This window comes from Actinophytocola sediminis (genome assembly GCF_054779715.1).
Genome location: NZ_BAAGXS010000029.1, coordinates 58,354 through 78,765 on the forward strand (window position 1 = coordinate 58,354; position 20,412 = coordinate 78,765).

Consider the following 20,412-nt stretch of genomic DNA (forward strand, 5'->3'; position numbering starts at 1 on the left):
TACTCCCTCATTCGGCGGTGAGCGCTTCGAGGCCGCTCGCCTGGGTGCGCCAGTCGGTCGGGTTGGGGCTGCCGCCCGCCCAGCGCCCGCCGAGCCGGTTGAGCGCGTCGCGGTCGGCGGCCCAGATGGTGTTCGCCTGGGTGCGCAGGAACGCCTGGTAGGCAGGCGATCCGGTGGCGGAGGCGAGGTCGGCGAGGTAGCGGACGAAGATGCCCTTGAACTGCTTCTGGTTGTCGTCACAGGTGTTCTGGCCGACGTCGCAGCTTTCGGTCAGCACGCCGGCACTGGTCAGCACCGGACTGGTGGTGCCGGCGTCGGCCAGGCGCCTGGCCGCGTCCAGGTAGCCGGTCTGGCCGGTGGCCCGCCAGGTTTCCAGCAGGCCGCCGATCGCCAGCCCCTGGTTGTAGGTCCACACGGTCTGGCCGTTGTTGCGGCAGTCGCGGGTCAGCCCGTCGTTGACCAGGTTCGCGGAGTTGACCAGACCGCTTGCCAGGTACCAGTCCGCGGCGGTGCGGGCCCTGGCCAGCCAGACCGTGTCGCCGGGGATACGCCGATGCAGCGACGCGGTCAGCCGCAGGTACTGGCCGGCGGTCACGGCGTTCTTGTAGGTGCGTTCCCGGTCCCACCACACCCCGCCGCCGCAGCTGGTCTGGTCCCAGAAGCCGTGCACGTAGTCGGCGATGGTCCTGGCCATGTCCAGGTAGCGGGTCTGTCCGGTGTGGTCGTAGGCGGCCACCCAGGCCAGCGCCCACCAGGCGCTGTCGTCGATGGACCGGCTGACGAAGTTGCCCTCGATCGGATCGGTCCCGCGCCCGCCGGCGGGGAAGGTACCCCGGTTGCGGTCGAAGGTGCGCGCGATGACCCAGTCGTAGCGGCGGTCGCCCGTGCGGGCGGCGTACTCGATGACCGAGGTGAGCGTGGCCGCCGAATTCCACCAGCTGCCGGCCCACCAGCCGTCGTACGGGTCGTAGGAGTACAGCAGTGCGTCGGCGGCCGCGGCCGCGCGGGCCGGGGCCGGTCGGGCCCATGCGGTGCAGCTGCCCTGTGGGTACTGGGCGGCCCGGCCACAGGCGCGCACCGCGCCGCCGTAGTGGCGGGCGCGCGGGTCACGGGTGGCGAACATGGTGGTCCTGGCCGAGGCGCCGGTGGCCGAGGTGCGGCCGAGCGACGAGCCGTCCGGCCAGCTCACCCCGGTGTCCCAGGAGCGGTCCAGCCAGATCTCGTCGCCGGCGCCGCCGGCCTCGATGGTCCCCCAGGCCATGCCGGTCCGGTCGACGTGCAGCCGGATCGTGCGGCCGTGCAACGTGGTTGGCGGCACCGGCTGGAGGTCACCGTCCGCGCCGCCGGCGTCGGTCCGGTCGCACTGGACGTCGCACACCATCGGGTACACCCAGTCGGTGCAGACGATCCCGGCGGCGTCGCCGCAGGCGCGGATGACGCCCCGCCGGTGTCCGCGCGGGTCGGCGATGTTGTACATCAGGGTGCGGGTGCCGGTCCAGGTGTCCGGGACGCTCGCCTTGCCGAGCAGGCCCTCCCAGGTGGCGCCGCCGTCCCACGAGCGGTCCAGCCAGACCGCGTCGCCGGTGGTACCGGCGTCGATGCTGCCCCACGCCATGCCGTCCACATCGGACACGTGGAGCACCAGCCGTCGGCCGTTGATGGTGCGCTCGGGCACCGGGAAGGTCTCCTGCCCGGCCTGGGACGGGTCGAGCCGGTCGCAGTGCAGGAAGCACACCTCGGCTCTCGGCTCTGCCTGTGCCGCTGCCTGTGCCGCTGCCGGCACGGTCAGTGTGCCGGCCACCAGCGCGGCGACCAGCGCGATCGCGGCCCTCACCGCAGGCCCCAGAGGTGGTCGGCCGTCCCCGTGTCGGCGAACTGGACGACCTGCGCCGAGTCGGCGTGGGACATGCCGTCGACCGCGAGCACCTTGCCCGAGTTGGCGTTCTGCAGCCGCCACACGTTGTCCGTGCTCGACCGCAGCCGCCACAGATGGTCCCTGGTCCCGATGTCGGTGAACTGCACCACCCACGCCGAGTCCGCTGTGGACATCCGATCGACGGCCAGCACCTTGCCGGCGTGCCGGTTGCGGATCCGGAAGTAGCCGTCCTCGTCCGGCAGGAACTCCCAGTCGTGGTCGGGCGTGCCGTCATCGGCGTACTGCACCACCCGCGCCGAGTCCGCTGTGGACATCTGGTCGACGGCCAGCACCTTGGTGGAGTTGAGGTTGGACACCCGGACGAACCCGTCCGGGATGATCCGCCACAGGTGGTCGGCGGTGCCGTTGTCGTCGAACTGCACCACCGGCGCGGAGTTCTCCGTGGACATCAGGTCGACGCCGAGCACCTTCGCCGAGTGCCGGTTGCGCAGCCGGAACCAGCCGTCGCCGTTGTCCACCAGCTCCCACACGTGGTCGGGGGTGCCGGTGTCGCCGAACTGCGCGGCGGGCGCGGAGTTCGCGGTCGACATGCCATCGATGCCCAGCACCCGGCCGGAGTGCTCGCTGCCGACCTTCACCCGGCCGTTGCCGCAGTCCACCAGCCGCCACCGGTGGTCGGCCGTGCCGTTGTCGTCGAACTGGACGATCCTGGCCCCGTCGGCCGTGGACATGCCGTCGATGCCCAGCACCTTGCCGCTGTGCCGGTTCTGGATCCGGCACAGCACGCCCGGGGTGCCCCAGCCGGCGGATCCGCCGGTCTGTGGGAACGCGGTGATCCGCAGCCGGGCCGCGCCCATCGGCACCAACGTCACCGGCCGCACGGGCGCGGCCGTGGCGACCGGGCCGCCCTGCAACGTGCCGACGACGTGCTCGCTGTCGGCGGTCCAGTCCGGGATGTCCCGTGCCTGCGCGGTGATCCGGATCGGTGTGCTGGCCAGGGTGAACGGGTCGTCGACATCGCCGCCGGTGCGCACGGTCAGCGCCGCGCCGGGCACCAGGCCGACGTTCCACGCCGAGCCGGGCGTGACCTCGTACTCCGGCCAGGCCTCGGTGCCGCCGTAGCGGCGCCACCGCTCGTCGATCTCCAGGGAGAAGGTCAGCGGGCCGTGGTCCACCGACACCGCGTGGTGGTTGCGTTGCCAGACCTGGGTTCTCGGCGTCATCGGCAGCCGCAGGACCACGGTGTCGCCGCTGGTCCAGGTCCGGTTGACGGTGACGAACCGGGGGCCGCCCGCCGCGCCGACCGCGGCGCCGTTGACCGTCAGCACCGGGTTCGCGCACCAGCCGGGTATCCGCACCGCGAACCCGAACGCGCGCGGCGCCGGCAGCGCGAACCGGAAGGTGATGGTGTCCCCGAACGGATAGTCGGTCTGCTCGGTGATGGTGACCTGGTCGGCGGTCACCGAACACGGCCCGTACAGCGACGCGGCCAGCCCGCCGCCGGGCAGTGACAGCCACATCTCCTCGACGAAGTAGGGCCAGCCCTGGCCGTAGTTGTGCGGACAGCAGCGGTACTGGTCGATGCCGGGTTTGTAGGCCTGCATGGCGAACTCGTTCTGGAACTGCCGCCGGCCCTTGCCGACGTCGTCCAGCCACACCGAGTTGGCGCTGGTGACGTAGTGGCAGACCTTGCCGAGCGGATCCAGGCTCGGAGCAAGCAGGTTGAACGCGAGCTCCTCGGTGCGGTCGGCCCACACCGGGTCGCCGGTGAGCCTGGTCAGCAACTCGTGGCTGGCCATCAGCTCCACCACACCGCAGGTCTCGAACCCCTGGCGGGGATCACCGAAGCCGGGTCGGGCGTTCTCGTCGCCGGCGAACCCGCCGCCGGGGAACTGGCCGTAGGTGGCCATCATCCGGTCGTAGACCCGGTAGACCGATGCGCGATGAGTGTCCTCACCGGACAGCTGCCAGTACTGGGCCGGCTCCCGGAACCCCTGCGCGAAGTTGACGTTGTGCAGGCTCGGGATGTTGTCCACCCAGTTCGCCGAGTGCAGGTGGATGCGGTGGGTGAGGTCGAGCAGGGTGGCATCGCCGGTCCGGTCGTACAGCCAGTGCAGCACGTCGATCGTGTCGCCCCAGCGGGTGGTGCCCCAGCCGTCGACGAACACCGCGTTCGGTTGCCTGGCCACGAACTGGAAGTACCGGGTGAGCAGCCCGTCGATCCGGGTGTCCTGGTGGTACTCGGCCCAGGAGCGCAGCGCGTGCAGCATCGGCATGTGCGGCCACAGGTCGGCGTGCCCGAACTGCGAGGAGCGGTGCTGGGCCGGCCCGAAGTAGCCGTCGGCGGCCTGGGTGGCGATGACCGCCTCGATCCAGCGCTCGGTGTCCGCGAGCACCCGCGAGTCGCCGGTGACGTAGCCGAGGTCGCCGAAACCGCGCAGCCAGTAGGGCAGTTCCTCCCAGCCGGCGCGATCGGACTGGACCCAGCCGCAGTCGTCGTAGCGCAGGAAGTGGGAGACCTCCTGGAACCGGCCGTTGAGCCCGTTGACCTGCCGGTCCAGTTGGGTGGCCAGCCACCCGGCCGGCCGGACCGCGCCGGGTGGGAGTCGATGGAAGGCCGCCGGCCGAAGCGGCGGACGGCGGCCGGGGTCGGCGACCGCGGCGGTTCTCGCGGTCAGGGCGCCACCGATGGCCAGTGCGCCACCGGTCAGGAAAGTACGTCGCTGTACTGACATGTCTGCTCCAGGTGCAGGGGGGTCCTGGTGCTGTTCGGTTATGGCGTGGTGCTCTCGCGGATCTCCAGGGTGAACGGGATCGAGATGTCCTCGGGTGGGAACTCGGGGTCGATGCGCCTGCGGTTGACCAGGTCGACCGCCGTGGTGGCGAGCGCGGTCTTGTCCGGGGCGATGGTGGTCAGGGACGGGACGCTGTAGGCGCTGTACTCGGCGTTGTCGAAGCCGGCGATCGCGACGTCGCGCGGCACGTCCAGGCCGCGGTCGACCGCCGCCCGGACCGCGCCCTGGGCGAGCAGGTCGTTGAAACAGAACACCGCGTCCGGCGGATCGGCCAGGTCCAGCAACCGGTCCATGGCCGCCGCGCCGTCGCGGTGGTGGTAGCGCAACGCCTCGGCGACCAGGTCGTCGCGCGGGGGCAGCCCGGCCTCGGTGAGCGCCGCGCGGTAGCCGGACAGCCGTTGTGCGGCGGTCCCTCTGGTCGGGTGGTGGCCGATGACCGCGATCCGCCGCCGCCCGATGTCGACCAGGTGGCGCACCGCGGTGTGCGCCGCGCGGACGTTGTCGATGCCGACGTGGTCCAGCGGCAACGCCAGCGAGTGCTCGCCGAGCAGCACGACCGGCACGCCGATCGCGGTGAGGTCGCCCGCCTCGACGGCCTGCGGGCTGACCAGCGCGCCGTCGACCAGGTGCGGCCCGAGGGCGGCCAGGGTGTCGCGTTCGCGGTCCCGGTCGCCCTGGGTCTGCTCGATCAGCACGTTCCAGTCCAGCCGCGCGGCGGCCTCGATGACTCCGCCGGCCAGCTCGCCGAAGTAGGGGATGCTCAGTTCGGGCACCACCAGCGCGATGAACCCGGTGCGCCCGCGCCGCAGGTTGCGCGCGCCGACGTTGGGCCGGTAGCCGGTGGCGACCAGCGCGTCCTCCACCCGGCGGCGGTTCTCCGGCTTCACGAACTCGTAGCCGTTGACCACGTTGGACACGGTCTTCACGGACACCCCGGCGAGCACCGCGACATCCCTGAGCGTGGCCATGCCGCTGAGCCTACCGCTTTTACAACGATGTACCAACGATGGAATCAGGCAAACCGGCTTCCCAGGAAATGGGACGCCGCGCCAACCCGGCCGGCGACCGGCATCATCAGATAGCCGGCGCGGCGAGAGAGGCAGCGGAATGACCCAGCGCGAGGACCTCACCCACGAAGCCACCTACGACCGGGCACGCCTCGGCAGACGGACGTTCCTGCGACTGGCGACCATCACCACCGCGGCCGTGCCACTGGCGAGTCCACTGTGGACCGCCACGGCCGCGGCCAAGGCCGGCCCGATCGTGAAACCGTTGCCGGCGGACACGTTCATCGTGCACGGCACCAACGCCGAGACCCGGTGGGAGGCGCTGTCCGGAGTGGGCAACCTGGTGCCGGCCGACCGCTTCTTCGTGCGCAACCACACGCTGACCCCGTCGCTGTCGGCCGACACCTGGCGCCTCCAGCTGTTCGGCAGCGGTCTACTCGGCGCGCCGCCGGCGGACAACCCGGTCGAGTTCACCTACCAGGACCTGCTCGACCTGCCAGCCGAGACGGTCACCGCGCGGATCGAGTGCGCCGGCAACGGCCGGAGTCTCTTCACCACCCAGCAGGGCCAGACGGTCTCCGGCACCCCGTGGCGGCTCGGTGCGGTCGGCGTCGCGCGCTGGCGCGGGGTCCCACTGTCCACTGTGCTCGAACGGGCCGGGCTGACACCCGCCGCGGTCGACGTGCTCCCCCACGGGCTCGACCCGGACTACGTCACCGGCGGGGTCAACCTCGGCCCGGTGCGCCGGCCGCTGCCCGTACGCAAGGCGCTCAAGGACGTCCTGGTCGCCTACGAGATGAACGGCGAGCCGCTGCCGCCCGATCACGGCTTCCCGGCCCGGCTGGTGGTGCCGGACTGGATCGGCATCTCCTCGATCAAGTGGCTCGGCCGCATCGAGGTGTCCGACACCCCGTTGCTGTCGCCGTGGAACACCCAGTTCTACCGGTACTTCGGCCCGGACTACCCGCCGGAGGGCGAACTTCTCGGCGCGCAGAACACCAAGAGCGCCTTCGAACTGCCATGGGAGGGCACACTGTCCGCCGGCCGCACCCACCAGCTGCGCGGCCGGTCGTGGTCGGGCACCGGCGGCATCCGCAGGGTCGAGGTCAGCACCGACGGCCACTCCTGGCACCGCGCGACCCCGCAGGGCAGCGGGAACGGCTGGCAGAGCTGGTCTGTTCCCTGGCGCCCCACGGCGCCCGGCGCGTACACGCTGCGCGCCCGCGCCACCGACCGCACCGGCGCCACCCAGCAGGACAGCACGCCCTACAACACCCAGGGCTACCTGTTCGGCGCGGTGGTCGGGCATCCGGTCACGGTGGCCGCCTAGCCGACCAGCAGGCCGTCGAGGGCGTAGCCGACCAGCCGGGCCGCCTGCTCGGCCGACGCGTGCTCCTGGGTCCACGCGCCCGCGTTCATCAGCGCGAACACGTCGGCCCCGGTCACCTCCGGCCGCACCACCCCGGCGCGCACCGCGAGCGTGACCAGCCGCTCGCCGATGCCGTCCATCCGGGTGCAGGACGCGTGCAGCTCCGATGCCTCGTCGTCGACGCCGTCGGCGAGCATGGCGGCGAGCCCGTGGTAGGTCGCGGCGTGCTCGACGACCAGCGCCACCCACCGGCGCAGCGCCGTCCCGGGCGGCTCGCCGGCCAGCGCGTCCCCCTCGGCGAACAGCGCCTCGTTCCGTTCCCGCAGTACCGCGCCGACCAGTGCCCGCCGGTTCGGGAAGTGGCCGTACAGGGTGCCGATCGCCACGCCGGCACGGCGCGCGATGCCCTCCAGCGACGCGCCGGTGCCCTGGTCGCGGAACACCACGTCGGCCTCCGCGAGCAACCGGTCGTAGTTGCGGCGCGCGTCCGCTCTCGGCCGCCTGGGTGCCACCCTTGCCTCCCGATTAATCTGAGGTAGCCTCGACTTAACTACTCGAGTCACCCTCAGCTTAACGGGAGATCCCGATGATCCTGGTCTTCGGCGCGACCGGCAGTATCGGCCGCCACCTCGTCCACCAGCTGCGCGACGTCACCGCGTTCGTGCGCGACCGGGCCAGGGGCGAGGCGCTCGGCTGCCCGTACGTGGTCGGCGACCTCGACGACCCCGACTCGGTGGCCGCCGCGCTGACCGGCGTCGACCGGGTGTTCCTCAACGCCGGCGGCGCCCAGCCGGCCGACGGCGAGCAACCGATGATCCGCCAGCAGCGCGCGGTGATCGACGCCGCCGTCGCGGCCGGGGTCGGCCACGTGGTGAAGCTGTCGGTCTGGCACGCCCGCGAGGGCGGGCGGCTCGCCGAGGGCGCGCACTGGGTGATCGAGGAACACCTCAGGGCCTCCGGGCTCGGCTGGAGCATCGTGCAACCGAACGGGTTCATGCAGAACTTCCGCACCGGCGCGGCGGTGTTCACCGAGCACGGGGACATCCTCGGTGCCTACGGCGACACCCGAGTGTCCTATGTGGACTGCGTGGACATCGCGGCGAGCGCGGCCGCGCTGCTGACCGGCGACCCGAGGCATAGTGAGACGTTCGTCCTCACCGGGCCGGAGGCGTTGACCCACACCGAGATCGCCGCCAGGCTCTCGGCCGTGGCCGGCAGGCGGATCCACTACGTCGACCTGCCGGCGGGCGCGTTCGCCACCCGGCTGGCCGCGCTCGGCCTGCCGGCGGACTTCGCCGACGACGTGGCCACGTTGTTCGCCCAGGCGTCGGACGGCAGGCTCGCGGCCACCACGACCGCGGTCGCCGACCTCACCGGCCGCCCGGCCCGCACGTTCGACGAGTTCCTGCGCGACAACGCCGAGACCGTGCGGGCGTCCTGGTCAGCGTGACGGCAGACCGAGGTGGTCCCGCAGCGTGCTGCCGGTGTACTCGGTGCGGAACACGCCGCGCTCCTGCAGCAGCGGGACCACCTGGTCGACGAGGACGTCCAGCCCGCCCGGGGTGATGTGCGGGACGAGGATGAACCCGTCGCTCGCGTTCTGCTGCACCAGGTGGTTGATCTCGTGAGCGACCGTGGCCGGTGAGCCGACGAACGTCTGCCGGGCGCTGACCTCGATCATCAGCTCGCGGATCGACAGGTTCTTCTCCGCCGCCAGCGCCCGCCACTCCTGGGCCCTGGCAACGGGATCCCGCGTCATCCGCACGCTCGCCCTGCCCTTGGACACGGTGTTCTCCCCCGCGACCGGGTCCTCGGCCGGCAGCGGCCCGTCCGGGTCGTAGGCGGACAGGTCCCGGTTCCACACCTGTTCGAGCAGCTTGATCGCGGTCTGCCCGCTCACCTGCTGGCGGCGCACGATGCCGGCCAACTCGCGCGCGTCGGCGTCGGTGTCGCCGAGCACGAACGTGGCCGCCGGCAACACCTTCAGCGAGTCCGGTGTGCGGCCGTACTTCGCGAGCCTGCCCTTGACGTCGCGGTAGAACGCCTGGCCAGCCTCGAGGGTGCCGTGCCGGGAGAAGATCGCGTCGGCGGTGGCGGCGGCGAACTCGCGGCCGTCGTCGGAGTCGCCGGCCTGGAAGATCACCGGTCTGCCCTGCGGGCTGGTGGGCACGGTGAACCGGCCGGCGATGTCGAAGTGGTCGTCGCGGTGGGCGAACCCGCCCGGTGCCGAACCGGCCAGGAACCGGCCGGATTCCTTGTCCGCCAGGATCTCCTCGCCGCGCCACGAGTCGAACAGGGTCCACGCGGCGCGCAGGAACTGCTCGGCCCGCCGGTAGCGGTCGGGCTCGGCGAGGAAGCCGCCGCGCCGGAAGTTCTCGCCGGTGAACGCGTCCCACGAGGTGACCACGTTCCACGCGGCCCGCCCGCCGGAGAGGTGGTCCAGCGAGGCGAACTGCCGCGCCACCTCGAAGGGCTCGTTGAACGTGGAGTTGATCGTGCCGGCCAGCCCGAGCCGGGTGGTGACCGCGGAGAGCGCGGCGAGCACGGCGAACGTGTCCGGCCGGCCGACCACGTCGAGGTCGTAGAGCACGCCGCCCTGCTCACGCAGCCGCAGCCCTTCGGCGAGGAACATGAAGTCGAACTTGCCCCGTTCCGCCGTACGCGCGAAGTGCTCGAACGAGGAGAACTCGATGTGGCTACCCGCCTCGGGGTCACTCCACACGGTCGTGTTGTTCACCCCGGGAAAATGCGCGGCCAGATGTACTTGTTTGGTCATCGGGTCACTTCCGCGTACCGGTTGGCTGGTGTGCCGAGGCCAAGGCGATCGCGCAGGGTGCCGCCGGGGTAGGAACGGCGGAACCGGCCGGCTGCCTGTAAGACGGGGACCAGGCCACGGGTGATGGCCTCGAGGTCGTGGGGCAGGCGGCCCGGCCGCAGCCGGAAACCGGTCAACCCGGCGGCCTGCCAGGCGAACAGCTGCTCGGCCAACGCGGCCGGCGTGCCGGTGAACACCGCCGCGTCCGAGGTGTAGGGCTCCCCGGCCAGCTCGTCGAGCCGGGCGAGCCCGTCCGCGGCGGCGCCCGGGGTGTCGTCGAGGAACACCACGAGATCACCGAACACGTGCGCCACCCCGTCGATGCGCTCGACGATGTCGGCCGCGTCGTCGGTGTCCTTCGGCGTCACGAACACGACGTCGGCCGACCGCTCGGCGAACCGGTACGCCGGGTCGGCGTGCGCCAGCGCGAACACCGGCGGCTGTCCCTGCGGCGGCCTCGGTGTGATGGACGGGCCCTTCACCGAGAACCAGCGCCCGGCGAAGTCGATGTAGTGCAGCTTGTCCCGGTCGACGAACCGGCCGGTCGCGGTGTCCCGGATCTCCGCGTCGTCCTCCCAGCTGTCCCACAGCCTGCCGAGCACCTCCACGTAGTCGGACGCCTCGGCCATCAGGTCGGCCACCAGCGCCGCGCCCCGCTCCACGCCGACCAGCTCCGGACGCCGGCCGACGTGGGCGATCTCGTCCTGGCTCGCCGACACCCGCACCCGCACGCCGGCCCGGCCGAGGCTCGCGTAGTCCAGCGTCGCGATCGCCTTCGAGATGTGGAAGGGCTCGGTGTGCGTCGCGACGACCGTTGGCACAAGGCCGATCCCGCTGGTGCGGGGCGCGACGGCGGACGCGATCAGCGCGGCGTCGAGGCGGCCGAGCACCCGGTCGGTGCGGCCGTCGGCGCCCGGCTGGAGGCTGAACGAGTCCTCGAACGTCACCAGGTCAAGCAGCCCGTGTTCGGCCTCGCGCACCAGGTCGGTCCAGTAGCCGGCGGTGAACAGCTCGGCCGGCCGAGCTGCCGGCTCCCGCCACGCCGCCGGATGCCAGCCGGCACCGTCCAACGCGACGGCGAGGTGTGGCGATGCGGCTCCTGCCACCGTCATCGCCACACCCCCGGCGCGGCGATGGGGAGCGCCGCCGCCAGCTCTCCCACCGCGGCGTCGACCGTGGCCCGCACGTCCGGTGCCAGCACCACGCCGGTCGGCGTGCGGTCGATCTGCTTGTCCAGCAGGAACAGTCCGGACACGACGTGCCGGGCGCCCAGCGCGGTGAGCACCGGGCGCAGCGCGTAGTCGATGGCGAGCTGGTGGATCGGCGCGCCGCCGGTCAGCACCGGCAGCACCGCCTTGCCGGCCAGCGCGGAGCCGGGCAGCAGGTCGAGAAACGTCTTCAGCACCCCCGAATAGGCCGCCTTGTACACCGGCGACCCCACGATCAGCGCGTCGGCCGCGGCGACGGCGGCCACCGCCTCCGCGACCGCCGGGTCCGCGGCGTCCGCGCCGAGCAGCGCCTCGGCCGGCAGCGCCCGCACCGGCACCACCCGCACGTCGTGCCCGTCGGCACTCAGCCCGGTCGCGATGTGCGCCAGCAGCGCGACCGTGCGGGAGTCGACCGACGGGCTACCCGCCAGCGCGATGATCGAGGACAAGTGAACCTCCATACCCGGTGGGCGGAAAGCGGCCGACCGTCCATTTTGGACTACGGATGGGCGGTGTGCCACCACTTCCATTCAGGCACGGACCTCGCTGGCAGGCAACAAAGTCCGCATCGTGGGACAGCGGTCAGTCCGGCGCGAACCGGGTGAGGATGTCCCGCGCCACCGCGTCGTTCTGCCGGAAGCCGGGGGCGTTGGTGCGGGGTCTGGTGAACGCGCCCGGGGAACGCGAGCTGGTGTGCGGGCCGAGCGCGAACCGGCGCGGGTGCGGGCTGCCGGACGCGTCGACCAGCAGCCCGGCGGTGCTGGTGTGCATCCGGCCGGTGCTGCGTTCGGCGTCCGGGTCGAGCAACACCTCCTCGGCCAGCTCGCCACGGCCGAACATGGCGCGCAGCAACGGATCGGTGGCCCGCTGGATGCTCGGCGCCGGCAGCCGCGCGTCCACCAGGGTGGCCGCCTCGACCGTGCCCGGCACGGCCGGGCTGACCGCGACGAACCGGTCGCCATCGACCCGCACCCGCATGTCCGGCCCGACCAACCGCACCACCCCGGCCCGCACCAGGGCGAGCAGCTCCCGCAACCGATGACCGGGCGGCCCGCTGGCGAAGAAGCTGAAGAACCCGAACCACCACCCGTCCACATCGTCCAGTTGGGACACCGGGGTCAGTTTGCCGGCGGCGACGAGCTGCGCGAGCTGACCGAACACCGACAACAACGCCAGGAACGCACCCAGGTCCGCGCTGAACGCCTGGTCCTCCCGGCGCGCGAGGTCGGCCTCGACCAGGCGGCACACGTGTGCGGTCAGCCCGGCCCGGTCGGCGAACCCGAGACCGCGCAACGGCCGGTCGACGGCGCCGAGATCTAGTCGGTCCTGGTCGTCGGGCACCGCCTTGGCGACCAGCGCGCGCAGATCAGCGCTGTCCCAGTCGAGTCCGGCGTAGCGTTCGGCGAACTCGTCGTACTCCAGCCGCACGCGGTCCGGGTGGCCGGTGAACAGCTCGTGGTAGTAGCCCCAGCCGATGTCCTTGGCCATCAACGGCCACACGTCCGCGTCGAAGTCCAGCCGTCCCGACCGGGCCAGCAGCGCGGTGACCTCCGGCGGGCCGAAGAACCGGGGCAGCGCCGCCGGCGTGCCCTGGAGCCGGTAGGCCGGTTTCGCGTGATAGGGCACCCCGCGCCGGGAACCGACGTGCAGCACCGGTTCCGCGCCCGAGGGATGGTAGGTGAGCGTGTCGCCCTCCCCCGGCGTGAACCGGCCGCCCCGGCCCTCGGCCAGCAGCACGGCCAGATCCACGAACGCGAGCCCGAAACCGCGTACCAGCACGGGTTCGCCCGCCGCGAGGTCGGTGAGGTCCAGGTCCGCGGTGTACGCGGGCGGCACGTACCGCAGCCCGTTCGCGCGGGCCGCCTCGGCCAGCGACGCCTCCGCGGGCGCCGGCTCGGCGTCCAGGTGGCCGAGTGCGAGCACGACCACGTCGGCCGCCAGCGACGAACCGTCCGCGAGCCACACGGTCTGGGTGCCCTCCGGTGGCCCGGTGACGTCGACCGCCCTGGTGGCGTGCACGCGCACCTCGACGGCGTCCGGCAGGCCGGCCAGCACCCAGTCGTAGAACCATCCGAGGTAGGCACTCTGCAGTCGACGGGTGGGGAACGTGGTCGGCGTGACCGCCGCCAACTCGGCCCGCAGCGTGTCGTCCACAGTGGCCGCGAGGGTGCCGTCACGGACCAAGGTGATCCACTCGGCGAGTGTTGGCCCAGGCCGGATCGGGCCGGCGCAGGTCACGGTGTCGTCGGTGAACACCGTGACGTCCTCGGGCATCGAGTTCATCCGCAGCAGCGGCGACTGCGCGAACCGCCACACCCGGCCGGGTCCCGGCGGGAACGGGTCGACCAGGTGCACGGTCAGCTGTCCACGCAACAGTTCCGGCGCACTGGCCGCGATCCGCTCCAGCAGGCCGATCCCCTTCGGCCCGGCGCCGACGATGACCACGGCCCGACCGCGGTTCAGCGCCGCTCCGGATGCCAGGGCGGCACGCCCGCCGGTTGTTCTGGAATGCCCACGTCCGGCACGTTCTCCTTGATATACCAGGAAACAGGTAAACCCGGAAACTGGCCGTGCGGATCAGGCACCGTCGCGAGCGTCGCACCGTACCTGGTTATCGCGTGCAACAGGACAGTGCCACACCGGGCCATCAGGCGTCGCATGGAAACGCCTTTCGCTTACTGGATTCGGCGTACCAGGCAAGCATGGCCGACAATGGCGGACCGGTTCAACACGTCCCATATTCCGGACGAACCCAAAAATCACTGAAGTCCGGCGCGGACCGAGGTGATGCGTTCGGTGTTGAAGCCGAGCCAGTGCATGCGACCGACATAGCGGGCGTGCTCGACCTTGATGCACCGGTCCATGATCACCGGCACACCGCCGTCCTCGGCGATCCGCGCGCCTTCGGCGTTGATCACGCCGAACTGGCACCAGAGCGCGCCCGCGCCGATCCGCACCGACTGCTCGGCGATCTCGACGAGCGCGTCCGGCGCGCGGAAGACGTTCACGATGTCCACCGGTTCCGGCACGTCCAACAGGCTCGGATAGCTGGTCTCGCCGAGGATCTCGGTCGCCCGCGGGTTCACCGGGATCACCCGGTAGCCGTGCCGTTTGAGGTAGTAGCCGACGAAGTAGCTCGCCCGCAGCTCGTTGTTCGACAGGCCGACGACCGCGATCGTCCTCGCGGTGTTGAGCACCCGTTGGATCGCCAGCGGGTCCTGGTAGCGCGTCAGGTCGGTCATGCGCTCGCCGCCTCCTCCCGCACGATCGCGGCGACGTGCCGCAAACCCTGTTCCAGATCCCAGATCAGGTCATCAACCGACTCGGTGCCCACCGACAGCCGCACCGTCCCCGGGCCGACACCGGCCGCGCGCAGTTCCTCGTCGTCGAGTTGGCGGTGGGTGGTGCTGGCGGGATGGATGATCAGGCTCTTCGCGTCGCCGACGTTGGCCAGATGGGACCACAGCCGCACGTTGCGGATGAGTGCCTGCCCGCCGGCGCGGCCGCCGGCACAGTCGAACGAGAACACCGCGCCGGCACCGCGCGGCAGGTACTTCTCGACCAGCGGCCGGTACGGACTCGACGGCAGGTCGGGAAAGGTCACTCTGGACACCAGATCGTGCGACTCGAGGAACTCCGCGACCGTCCGCGCGTTGTTGACGTGCCGTTCCATCCGCAGCGACAACGTCTCCAACCCCTGCAGGAACAGGAAGGCGTTGAACGGCGACAGCGCGCCGCCAAGGTCGCGCAGGGTCTCGGCGCGCAGTTTCATCAGATAGCCGTAGGTGCCGAACGTCTCGTGGAAACGCAGGCCGTGATAGGCCGGCGACGGGTCGGCGACCACCGGGAAGCGGCCGTTGGACCAGTCGAACGTGCCGGCCTCGGTGACCACGCCGCCGATGCTCGTGCCGTGGCCGCCGATGAACTTGGTGGCCGAGTGCACCACGATGTCGGCCCCCCACTCGATCGGCCGGCACAGGTACGGGGTGGCGAAGGTGTTGTCCACGACCAACGGCACGTCGTGTTCGTGCGCGATGGCCGCCACCGCCTCGATGTCGAGCACGTTGCCCGCCGGATTGCCGATGGTCTCGGCGAAGAACGCCTTCGTCTCGGCGCGCACCGCGTCCCGCCAGGCGCCGAGATCGTCCGGGTCGACCCAGGTCAGCTCGACGTTCAGCTTGCGCAGCAGGTGTTTGAGCTGGTTCACCGTGCCGCCGTAGAGCGCAGAGGAGGAGACCACGTGGTCGCCCGGCTGCAGCAGCGTGAACAACGCGGCCGCCTGCGCGGCGATGCCGCTGGCGAAGGCCACCGCGCCGGCCGCGCCCTCCAGGTTCGCGACGCGCTCCTCGAACACCGCGACCGTCGGGTTCATGATGCGCGAGTAGGTGTTCCCGTACTCCTGCAGATTGAAGTAGGCGGCCGCGGATTCCGGATCCTCGAACACGTAGCTGGTCGTCTGGAAGATCGGTACCGCCCGGGCGCCCGTGTTCGGGTCCGGTCGTTGCCCGGCATGCAGTTGCCGGGTCTCGAACCCGAACGCGTGCTCCTGCTCGATCCGGGGGGAATCGTCGGTCACCCGCACCTCTTCCTCGCCCACGACCACGAACATGTTCCTAGGCAAGGAACCGGCGGACGATCGGCGTCTGTCGTTCTTCTTCCAGCAGGAAACAGTCGTGGCCGTACGGCGCGTCGATCAGCGCCAGCTCGGTCGGCTTGCCGAGCGCGCGCAACGCGTCGTCGATCTCGGTCGACGCGACGGGCGGGTAGAGCCAGTCGGAGCTGAAGGTGATCAGCAGCGTGCGTGCCGAGACGCCGGCGAGCGCCTGGGTGAGTGCGCCGTCGCCGTACTGGCGCGCCAGGTCGAAGTAGGTCAGCGCGCGCGACATCGTGAGATAGGTGTTGGCGTCGAAGCGTTTGACGAACGAGTCCGCCTGGTGGCGCAGATAGTTCTCCACCTCGAACTCCGGTTCGGTGATCGTGTACCGGAGGTCGTCGGCGAACTGCAGCCGGCGGCCGAACTTGTCGCTCAGCGCGGGCGCGGACAGATAGGTGACGTGCCCGACCATCCGCGCGACGCCCATGCCGGCGTCCGGCGTGCTGCCGGTGTCGTAGTAGTCGCCGCCCTGCCAGGCCGGGTCGCGCAGGATCGCCTCGCGCGCGATCGCGTTCCACGCCAGGCCCTGGGGGTGCAGCGCGTGCGTGCTGGCGATCACCACGATGGCGTCGACCTGGTCGCGGTAGGACACCGCCCACTCCAGCGCCTGCATCCCGCCGAGCGAGCCGCCGGCGACGGCCGCGAGCCGGTCGACGCCGAGCTCGTCGAGGAACGCGCGCTGGGTCCGGACCATGTCCGCGACCGTGATCACCGGGAAGTCCGAACCGTACGGTCTGCCGGTGGCGGGGTCCACCGACGACGGCCCGGTGGTGCCCCGGCAGCCACCGAGCAGGTTGGTGGACACCACGAAGAACCGGTCGGTGTCGAACGCCTTGCCCGGCCCGATCATCCCGTCCCACCAGCCGAGCGCGCCGCCCGCCGGGCCGTCGCGGTCCTGCGCGCGGAACCCGTCGCGGGTGCTCGCCGCCGGTTGCCCGGTCGAGTAACCGGCCGCGTGCGCGTCGCCGCTGAGCGCGTGACACACCAGGATGACGTTGTCGCGCCGGGGCGCGAGGGTGCCGTAGGTCTCGTACGCGACCCGGACCGAACGCAGTTCCCGGCCGCAGTCGAGCGGGATCGGCGCGGGAAGGTCGAGGTATCGCGTCGCCACCCGGCCGACCGAACCGGCCGCTAGCGTCGACGCGGGCACCATGCGCGCATCATAGCTATCCCGGACCATTCCGCGACCCGAGCCGATCCGCGTTTCGGAATATGAGATGCAGGTCAGAGCATGTGTAGGGTCGGCTACCGGCCAACCGGCACACAACAGTCAGCGGAGGACCGTCGGATGACGACGCTCGACAGTATTGACAACGGAGTCAACGTCCAGGCGCTGCTCGACGCACGCGAGACGCTCAAGGGCGCCCCCGAGGCGGCCCAGTTCACCTGGCGCGCGACCACCAGGTGGGAGAACGGCGTGCACACCACCACCACGGTCAAGGACTTCTTCGGTCTCGGTGCCGAGCACAACCACAAGGCCGAGTCGGTGTTCGTGGCCGACCACCCGGAGGTCTTCGCCGCCGAGGACCACGGCATCACGCCGATCGAGTACCTGTTGGTCGGCCTGGCCAGCTGCCTGACCGCGGGCGTCGCCTCGGTCGCGCAGAACCGGGGCATCCAGCTGCGCTCGGTCGAGGCCACCGTCGAGGGCGCGCACGACATCCGGGGCATCCTCGGCGCCGACAGCGACGTGCGCAACGGCTACAACGGCATCAAGGTGCGGTTCGCCATCGACGCCGACGCGTCCAAAGAGGACATCGAGGCGCTGGTGGCCCAGTCGCAGAAGCGTTCGGCGGTGTTCGACGCGTTGACCAACCCCACCGATGTCACCGTCGAGGTCGGCTGAGGGCCGAGCCATAGAGCACACGACCACGGTCGTCATCGGCGCCGGCCACGCCGGCCTGGCCGCGAGCCACTTCCTCACCGAGCGCGCGCTCGACCACGTCGTGCTGGAACGCGGCGAGGTGGCGAACTCGTGGCGGCGGGAACGCTGGGACTCGTTGCGGTTGCTCACGCCCAACTGGCAGAGCAGGCTGCCCGGCCACCGCTACGCCGGCCAGGATCCCGACGGCTACATGACCATGCCCGAGGTGGTCGAGTTCATCGACCGGTTCGCCGAGCGCACGCGGGCGCCGGTGCGTACCGGCACCACCGTCACCTCGGTGCGCCGCACCGACGACGGCTACCGGGTGGTGACCGATCGCGGCGAGATCGGCTGCCGGACCGTGGTGATCGCCAGCGGCGCGTGCAACCGGCCGGCCGTTCCCCCGCTCAGCGCGGCGGTGCCGGCCACCATCGAGCAGGTCACGCCGTTCGACTACCGCGGCCCCGACCAGCTGCCAGCCGGTGGTGTCCTGGTGGTCGGTGCGTCGGCGACCGGCGTGCAGCTGGCCGCCGAGCTCCAGCGGTCGGGTCGGCCGGTGACACTGTCCACTGGGGAGCATGTGCGGCTGCCCCGCACCTACCGCGGCCGGGATGTGTTGTGGTGGATGGACAACTCCGGGGTGTGGGACACCCGCTACGACGAGGTGCCCGACCTCACCCGTGCCCGGCGGCTCGCCTCGCCGCAGCTGGCCGGGACTCCGGAGCGGGCGACGCTGGACATCAACGCGCTCACCGGCATGGGCGTCGAGCTGGTCGGCCGGGCGGCGGCGGTGCGCGACGGCGAGGTGCTGTTCTCCGGTGGGCTCCGCGCGGTGATCTCGCTGGCCGACCTCAAGCTGGACCGGTTGCTGACCACCTTCGACGAGTGGGCGACCAGGTCCGGGAACGACACCGACGTCAAGCCACCGGAGCGGTTCGCGCCGACGGCGGTGCCGGCCTCGACGCGGTTACGGCTGGACCTGCGTGGCGGTGCGGTCCGGACCATCGTGTGGGCGACGGGTTTCCGGCCCGACTACACGTGGCTGGACGTGCCGGTGGTGGACGAGAAGGGCAACCTGAACCACGACGGCGGCGTGGTGGACAGCCCCGGGCTGTACGCGCTGGGGCTGCCGGTGCTGCGCAGGCGCCGGTCCACGTTCATCCACGGCATCGAGGACGACGCGCGCGCGGTGATCGAGCACCTCAGCCAGCACCTGGCGCGCCGCTGAGGATGCCGGGGCTCAGCCCCGCGATGGCCAGGCCGAACAGCCGCTGCGCGCTGGCGCCGGGATCGGGGTGGTGTTCGGTGGCCAGGACGATGCCGACGATCAGTGTGATCAGGTCGACGGCGGTGACCTCCGGCGGCATCGCGCCGTCCAGCGCGGCCTGACGCAGCAGCGGGCCGGCGGCCTGCTCGATGGTCGCCGAGCAGGCGTTGTCGTGCACCGGGTCGGGCGCGGCGCTGTCGTAGGCCAGCGCGGCCGCGAGCCCCTTGGCGGACACGCAGTAGGCGACGACCTCACCCAGCCAGGCCAGCAGCACCTCGCGGCTGTCCCCCGTGCCGGCCAGCTCGGTGGCGCGCACCCGCAGGGCCTCGACCCGCTCCTGGGAGACCGCGGTCAGCAGCGCGCGGCGGGTGGGGAAATGCCGGCGCACGGTGGCCGAGCCGACGCCCGCGATCCGGGCGATCTGTTCCAGTGAGGCGTCCGCGCCGTGCGCGGCGACCTCCTGCTCGGCCACGGCGAGGATCCGCGCGTAGTTGCGCCGGGCGTCGGCGCGCTGACGCTCTGGCATGACGGTCGTCTCCTTGCTAAGTGGCGGGCCCCGCCATATCGTAGCGGAAGATAACTGGCGGACCCCGCCACTTAGTGTTCGAGGAGTGTCATGTCCACAACTTCCGCACCCGTCCTGGTCACCGGCGCCACCGGCAGGCAGGGCGGCGCCACCGCCCGCGCCCTGCTGGCCGCGGGCGTGCCCGTCCGCGCCCTGGTGCGTGATCCGGCCACCGACCGGGCCAGGGCGGTGGCCGCGCTCGGCGCCGAACTGGTCGTGGGTGACCTGCACGACCGCGACTCGGTGAGCCGGGCCGCCGACGGTGCCCGCGCGGTGTTCTCCGTGCAGATGCCCGCCATGACCGAGGACGGCTTCGACTTCGCCGGCGAGATCGCCCAGGGCGTCAACCTGGTCGAGGGCGCGAAGGCCGCCGGCGTGCCGCAGTTCGTGCACACGTCGGTCACCGGCGCCGGGCAGCACGCCACGGAGCCGGGGTGGGTCGAGGACGGCTGGGCGGCCAGGATGCCCAGCCTGGATGCCAAGAGCGCGATCCAGGACCGGGTCCGCGCGGCGGGCTTTCCCCGGTGGACCCTGCTCAAGCCCGGCTTCTTCATGGTGAACTTCCTGCCGTCCATGAGGTTCCTGTTCCCCTGGGGCGTCGAGGGCGGGCTGGTCAGCGTGCTGAAGCCCGACACCCGGCTGTCCCTGGTCGCGGTGCCCGACCTCGGCGTGGCCGCCGCCGCGGCCATCGCCGACCCGGAGCGGTTCGACCGGCTGGAACTGGAGTTCGCCAGCGACTACCTGTCGATGACCGAGATCGCCTCGGTGCTCTCCCGCGTGCTCGGCACACCGCTGTCCGCGCCGGACATGACCGAGCAGGAGGCCATCGCCGCCGGCATGCCACCGATGGGCGCCACCCACGAGTGGCTCAACCGGACCGGTCAGCCGGGTCGCCCGCGGTACGCGAGCGACCTCGGCCTCCCGTTGACCAGTTTCGACACCTGGGCCGACGAACACCTACACGCCTCGGCCTGACCTCACGACAACCAGAC

General features: G+C 71.6%; 18 protein-coding genes. 5 read left to right on the forward strand and 13 right to left on the reverse strand.

The window, feature by feature from the left end; genetic code table 11:
- Positions 1-7: 7 nt before the first annotated feature.
- The 3 genes from ACYVIP_RS19740 to ACYVIP_RS19750 are packed head-to-tail and all read right to left on the reverse strand — an operon-like array spanning position 8 to position 5,639.
- A complete protein-coding gene (locus ACYVIP_RS19740; RefSeq protein WP_460398346.1) occupies positions 8-1,834 on the reverse strand; it encodes a glycoside hydrolase family 76 protein in 1,827 nt (608 codons plus the stop codon).
- A complete protein-coding gene (locus ACYVIP_RS19745; RefSeq protein WP_460398349.1) occupies positions 1,831-4,611 on the reverse strand; it encodes an RICIN domain-containing protein in 2,781 nt (926 codons plus the stop codon). The genes ACYVIP_RS19740 and ACYVIP_RS19745 overlap by 4 nt, the downstream gene beginning before the upstream one ends.
- 38 nt (positions 4,612-4,649) lie before the next feature.
- Positions 4,650-5,639, reverse strand: a complete 990-nt coding sequence (locus tag ACYVIP_RS19750; RefSeq protein WP_460398351.1) for a LacI family DNA-binding transcriptional regulator — start codon at positions 5,637-5,639, stop codon at positions 4,650-4,652.
- A 139-nt stretch (positions 5,640-5,778) separates the two neighbouring features.
- Here ACYVIP_RS19750 and ACYVIP_RS19755 point away from each other — a divergent pair, with 139 nt between their 5' ends.
- On the forward strand, positions 5,779-7,008 hold the full coding sequence (locus ACYVIP_RS19755; RefSeq protein ID WP_460398353.1) for a sulfite oxidase: 1,230 nt from the start codon (positions 5,779-5,781) through the stop codon (positions 7,006-7,008).
- Here ACYVIP_RS19755 and ACYVIP_RS19760 read toward each other — a convergent pair.
- Entirely contained in the window at positions 7,005-7,559 is a 555-nt protein-coding gene (locus ACYVIP_RS19760) for a TetR/AcrR family transcriptional regulator (protein WP_460398355.1), read from the reverse strand. The two genes, ACYVIP_RS19755 and ACYVIP_RS19760, sit on opposite strands and share 4 nt — an antisense overlap.
- Before the next feature lie 74 nt (positions 7,560-7,633).
- Between ACYVIP_RS19760 and ACYVIP_RS19765 the strand changes: the two genes are divergently transcribed.
- A complete protein-coding gene (locus ACYVIP_RS19765; protein WP_460398357.1) occupies positions 7,634-8,497 on the forward strand; it encodes an NmrA family NAD(P)-binding protein in 864 nt (287 codons plus the stop codon).
- Here the strand turns inward: ACYVIP_RS19765 and ACYVIP_RS19770 are convergent.
- From ACYVIP_RS19770 to metX, 8 genes are all read right to left on the reverse strand, one after another.
- Complete coding sequence (locus tag ACYVIP_RS19770; RefSeq protein WP_460398359.1) at positions 8,489-9,823, reverse strand: NtaA/DmoA family FMN-dependent monooxygenase; 1,335 nt, start codon at positions 9,821-9,823, stop codon at positions 8,489-8,491. The two genes, ACYVIP_RS19765 and ACYVIP_RS19770, sit on opposite strands and share 9 nt — an antisense overlap.
- A complete protein-coding gene (locus ACYVIP_RS19775) occupies positions 9,820-10,974 on the reverse strand; it encodes an LLM class flavin-dependent oxidoreductase (protein WP_460398361.1) in 1,155 nt (384 codons plus the stop codon). Before ACYVIP_RS19775 ends, ACYVIP_RS19770 begins: the two co-directional genes overlap by 4 nt.
- Positions 10,971-11,519 (reverse strand): NADPH-dependent FMN reductase, encoded by a 549-nt coding sequence (gene ssuE, locus ACYVIP_RS19780; RefSeq protein WP_460398363.1) that lies wholly within the window; start codon positions 11,517-11,519, stop codon positions 10,971-10,973. Before ssuE ends, ACYVIP_RS19775 begins: the two co-directional genes overlap by 4 nt.
- 133 nt (positions 11,520-11,652) lie before the next feature.
- Complete coding sequence (locus ACYVIP_RS19785; protein ID WP_460398365.1) at positions 11,653-13,515, reverse strand: FAD/NAD(P)-binding protein; 1,863 nt, start codon at positions 13,513-13,515, stop codon at positions 11,653-11,655.
- Between the two features lie 14 nt (positions 13,516-13,529).
- A complete protein-coding gene (locus ACYVIP_RS19790; RefSeq protein ID WP_460398367.1) occupies positions 13,530-13,730 on the reverse strand; it encodes a hypothetical protein in 201 nt (66 codons plus the stop codon).
- A 99-nt stretch (positions 13,731-13,829) separates the two neighbouring features.
- The gene (locus ACYVIP_RS19795) at positions 13,830-14,312 is read right to left on the reverse strand and encodes a CoA-binding protein (protein WP_460398369.1); all 483 of its coding nucleotides are present in this window, start codon (positions 14,310-14,312) and stop codon (positions 13,830-13,832) included.
- Positions 14,309-15,679 (reverse strand): O-acetylhomoserine aminocarboxypropyltransferase/cysteine synthase family protein, encoded by a 1,371-nt coding sequence (locus tag ACYVIP_RS19800; protein ID WP_460398371.1) that lies wholly within the window; start codon positions 15,677-15,679, stop codon positions 14,309-14,311. The genes ACYVIP_RS19795 and ACYVIP_RS19800 overlap by 4 nt, the downstream gene beginning before the upstream one ends.
- 4 nt (positions 15,680-15,683) lie before the next feature.
- Positions 15,684-16,877: a homoserine O-acetyltransferase MetX gene (gene metX / locus ACYVIP_RS19805; RefSeq protein WP_460398373.1), complete on the reverse strand. Its 1,194-nt coding sequence runs from the start codon at positions 16,875-16,877 to the stop codon at positions 15,684-15,686.
- 135 nt (positions 16,878-17,012) lie between these two features.
- Here metX and ACYVIP_RS19810 point away from each other — a divergent pair, with 135 nt between their 5' ends.
- The gene (locus ACYVIP_RS19810; protein ID WP_460398375.1) at positions 17,013-17,570 is read left to right on the forward strand and encodes an OsmC family protein; all 558 of its coding nucleotides are present in this window, start codon (positions 17,013-17,015) and stop codon (positions 17,568-17,570) included.
- Positions 17,548-18,816 carry an NAD(P)-binding domain-containing protein gene (locus ACYVIP_RS19815; protein WP_460398377.1) on the forward strand — a complete coding sequence of 423 codons (1,269 nt, stop codon included), beginning with the start codon at positions 17,548-17,550 and terminating at the stop codon, positions 18,814-18,816. The genes ACYVIP_RS19810 and ACYVIP_RS19815 overlap by 23 nt, the downstream gene beginning before the upstream one ends.
- Here ACYVIP_RS19815 and ACYVIP_RS19820 read toward each other — a convergent pair.
- Complete coding sequence (locus tag ACYVIP_RS19820) at positions 18,791-19,381, reverse strand: TetR/AcrR family transcriptional regulator (protein ID WP_460398379.1); 591 nt, start codon at positions 19,379-19,381, stop codon at positions 18,791-18,793. The two genes, ACYVIP_RS19815 and ACYVIP_RS19820, sit on opposite strands and share 26 nt — an antisense overlap.
- A 90-nt stretch (positions 19,382-19,471) precedes the next feature.
- Here ACYVIP_RS19820 and ACYVIP_RS19825 point away from each other — a divergent pair, with 90 nt between their 5' ends.
- Positions 19,472-20,395: an NmrA family NAD(P)-binding protein gene (locus ACYVIP_RS19825; protein WP_460398381.1), complete on the forward strand. Its 924-nt coding sequence runs from the start codon at positions 19,472-19,474 to the stop codon at positions 20,393-20,395.
- Positions 20,396-20,412: the final 17 nt, after the last annotated feature.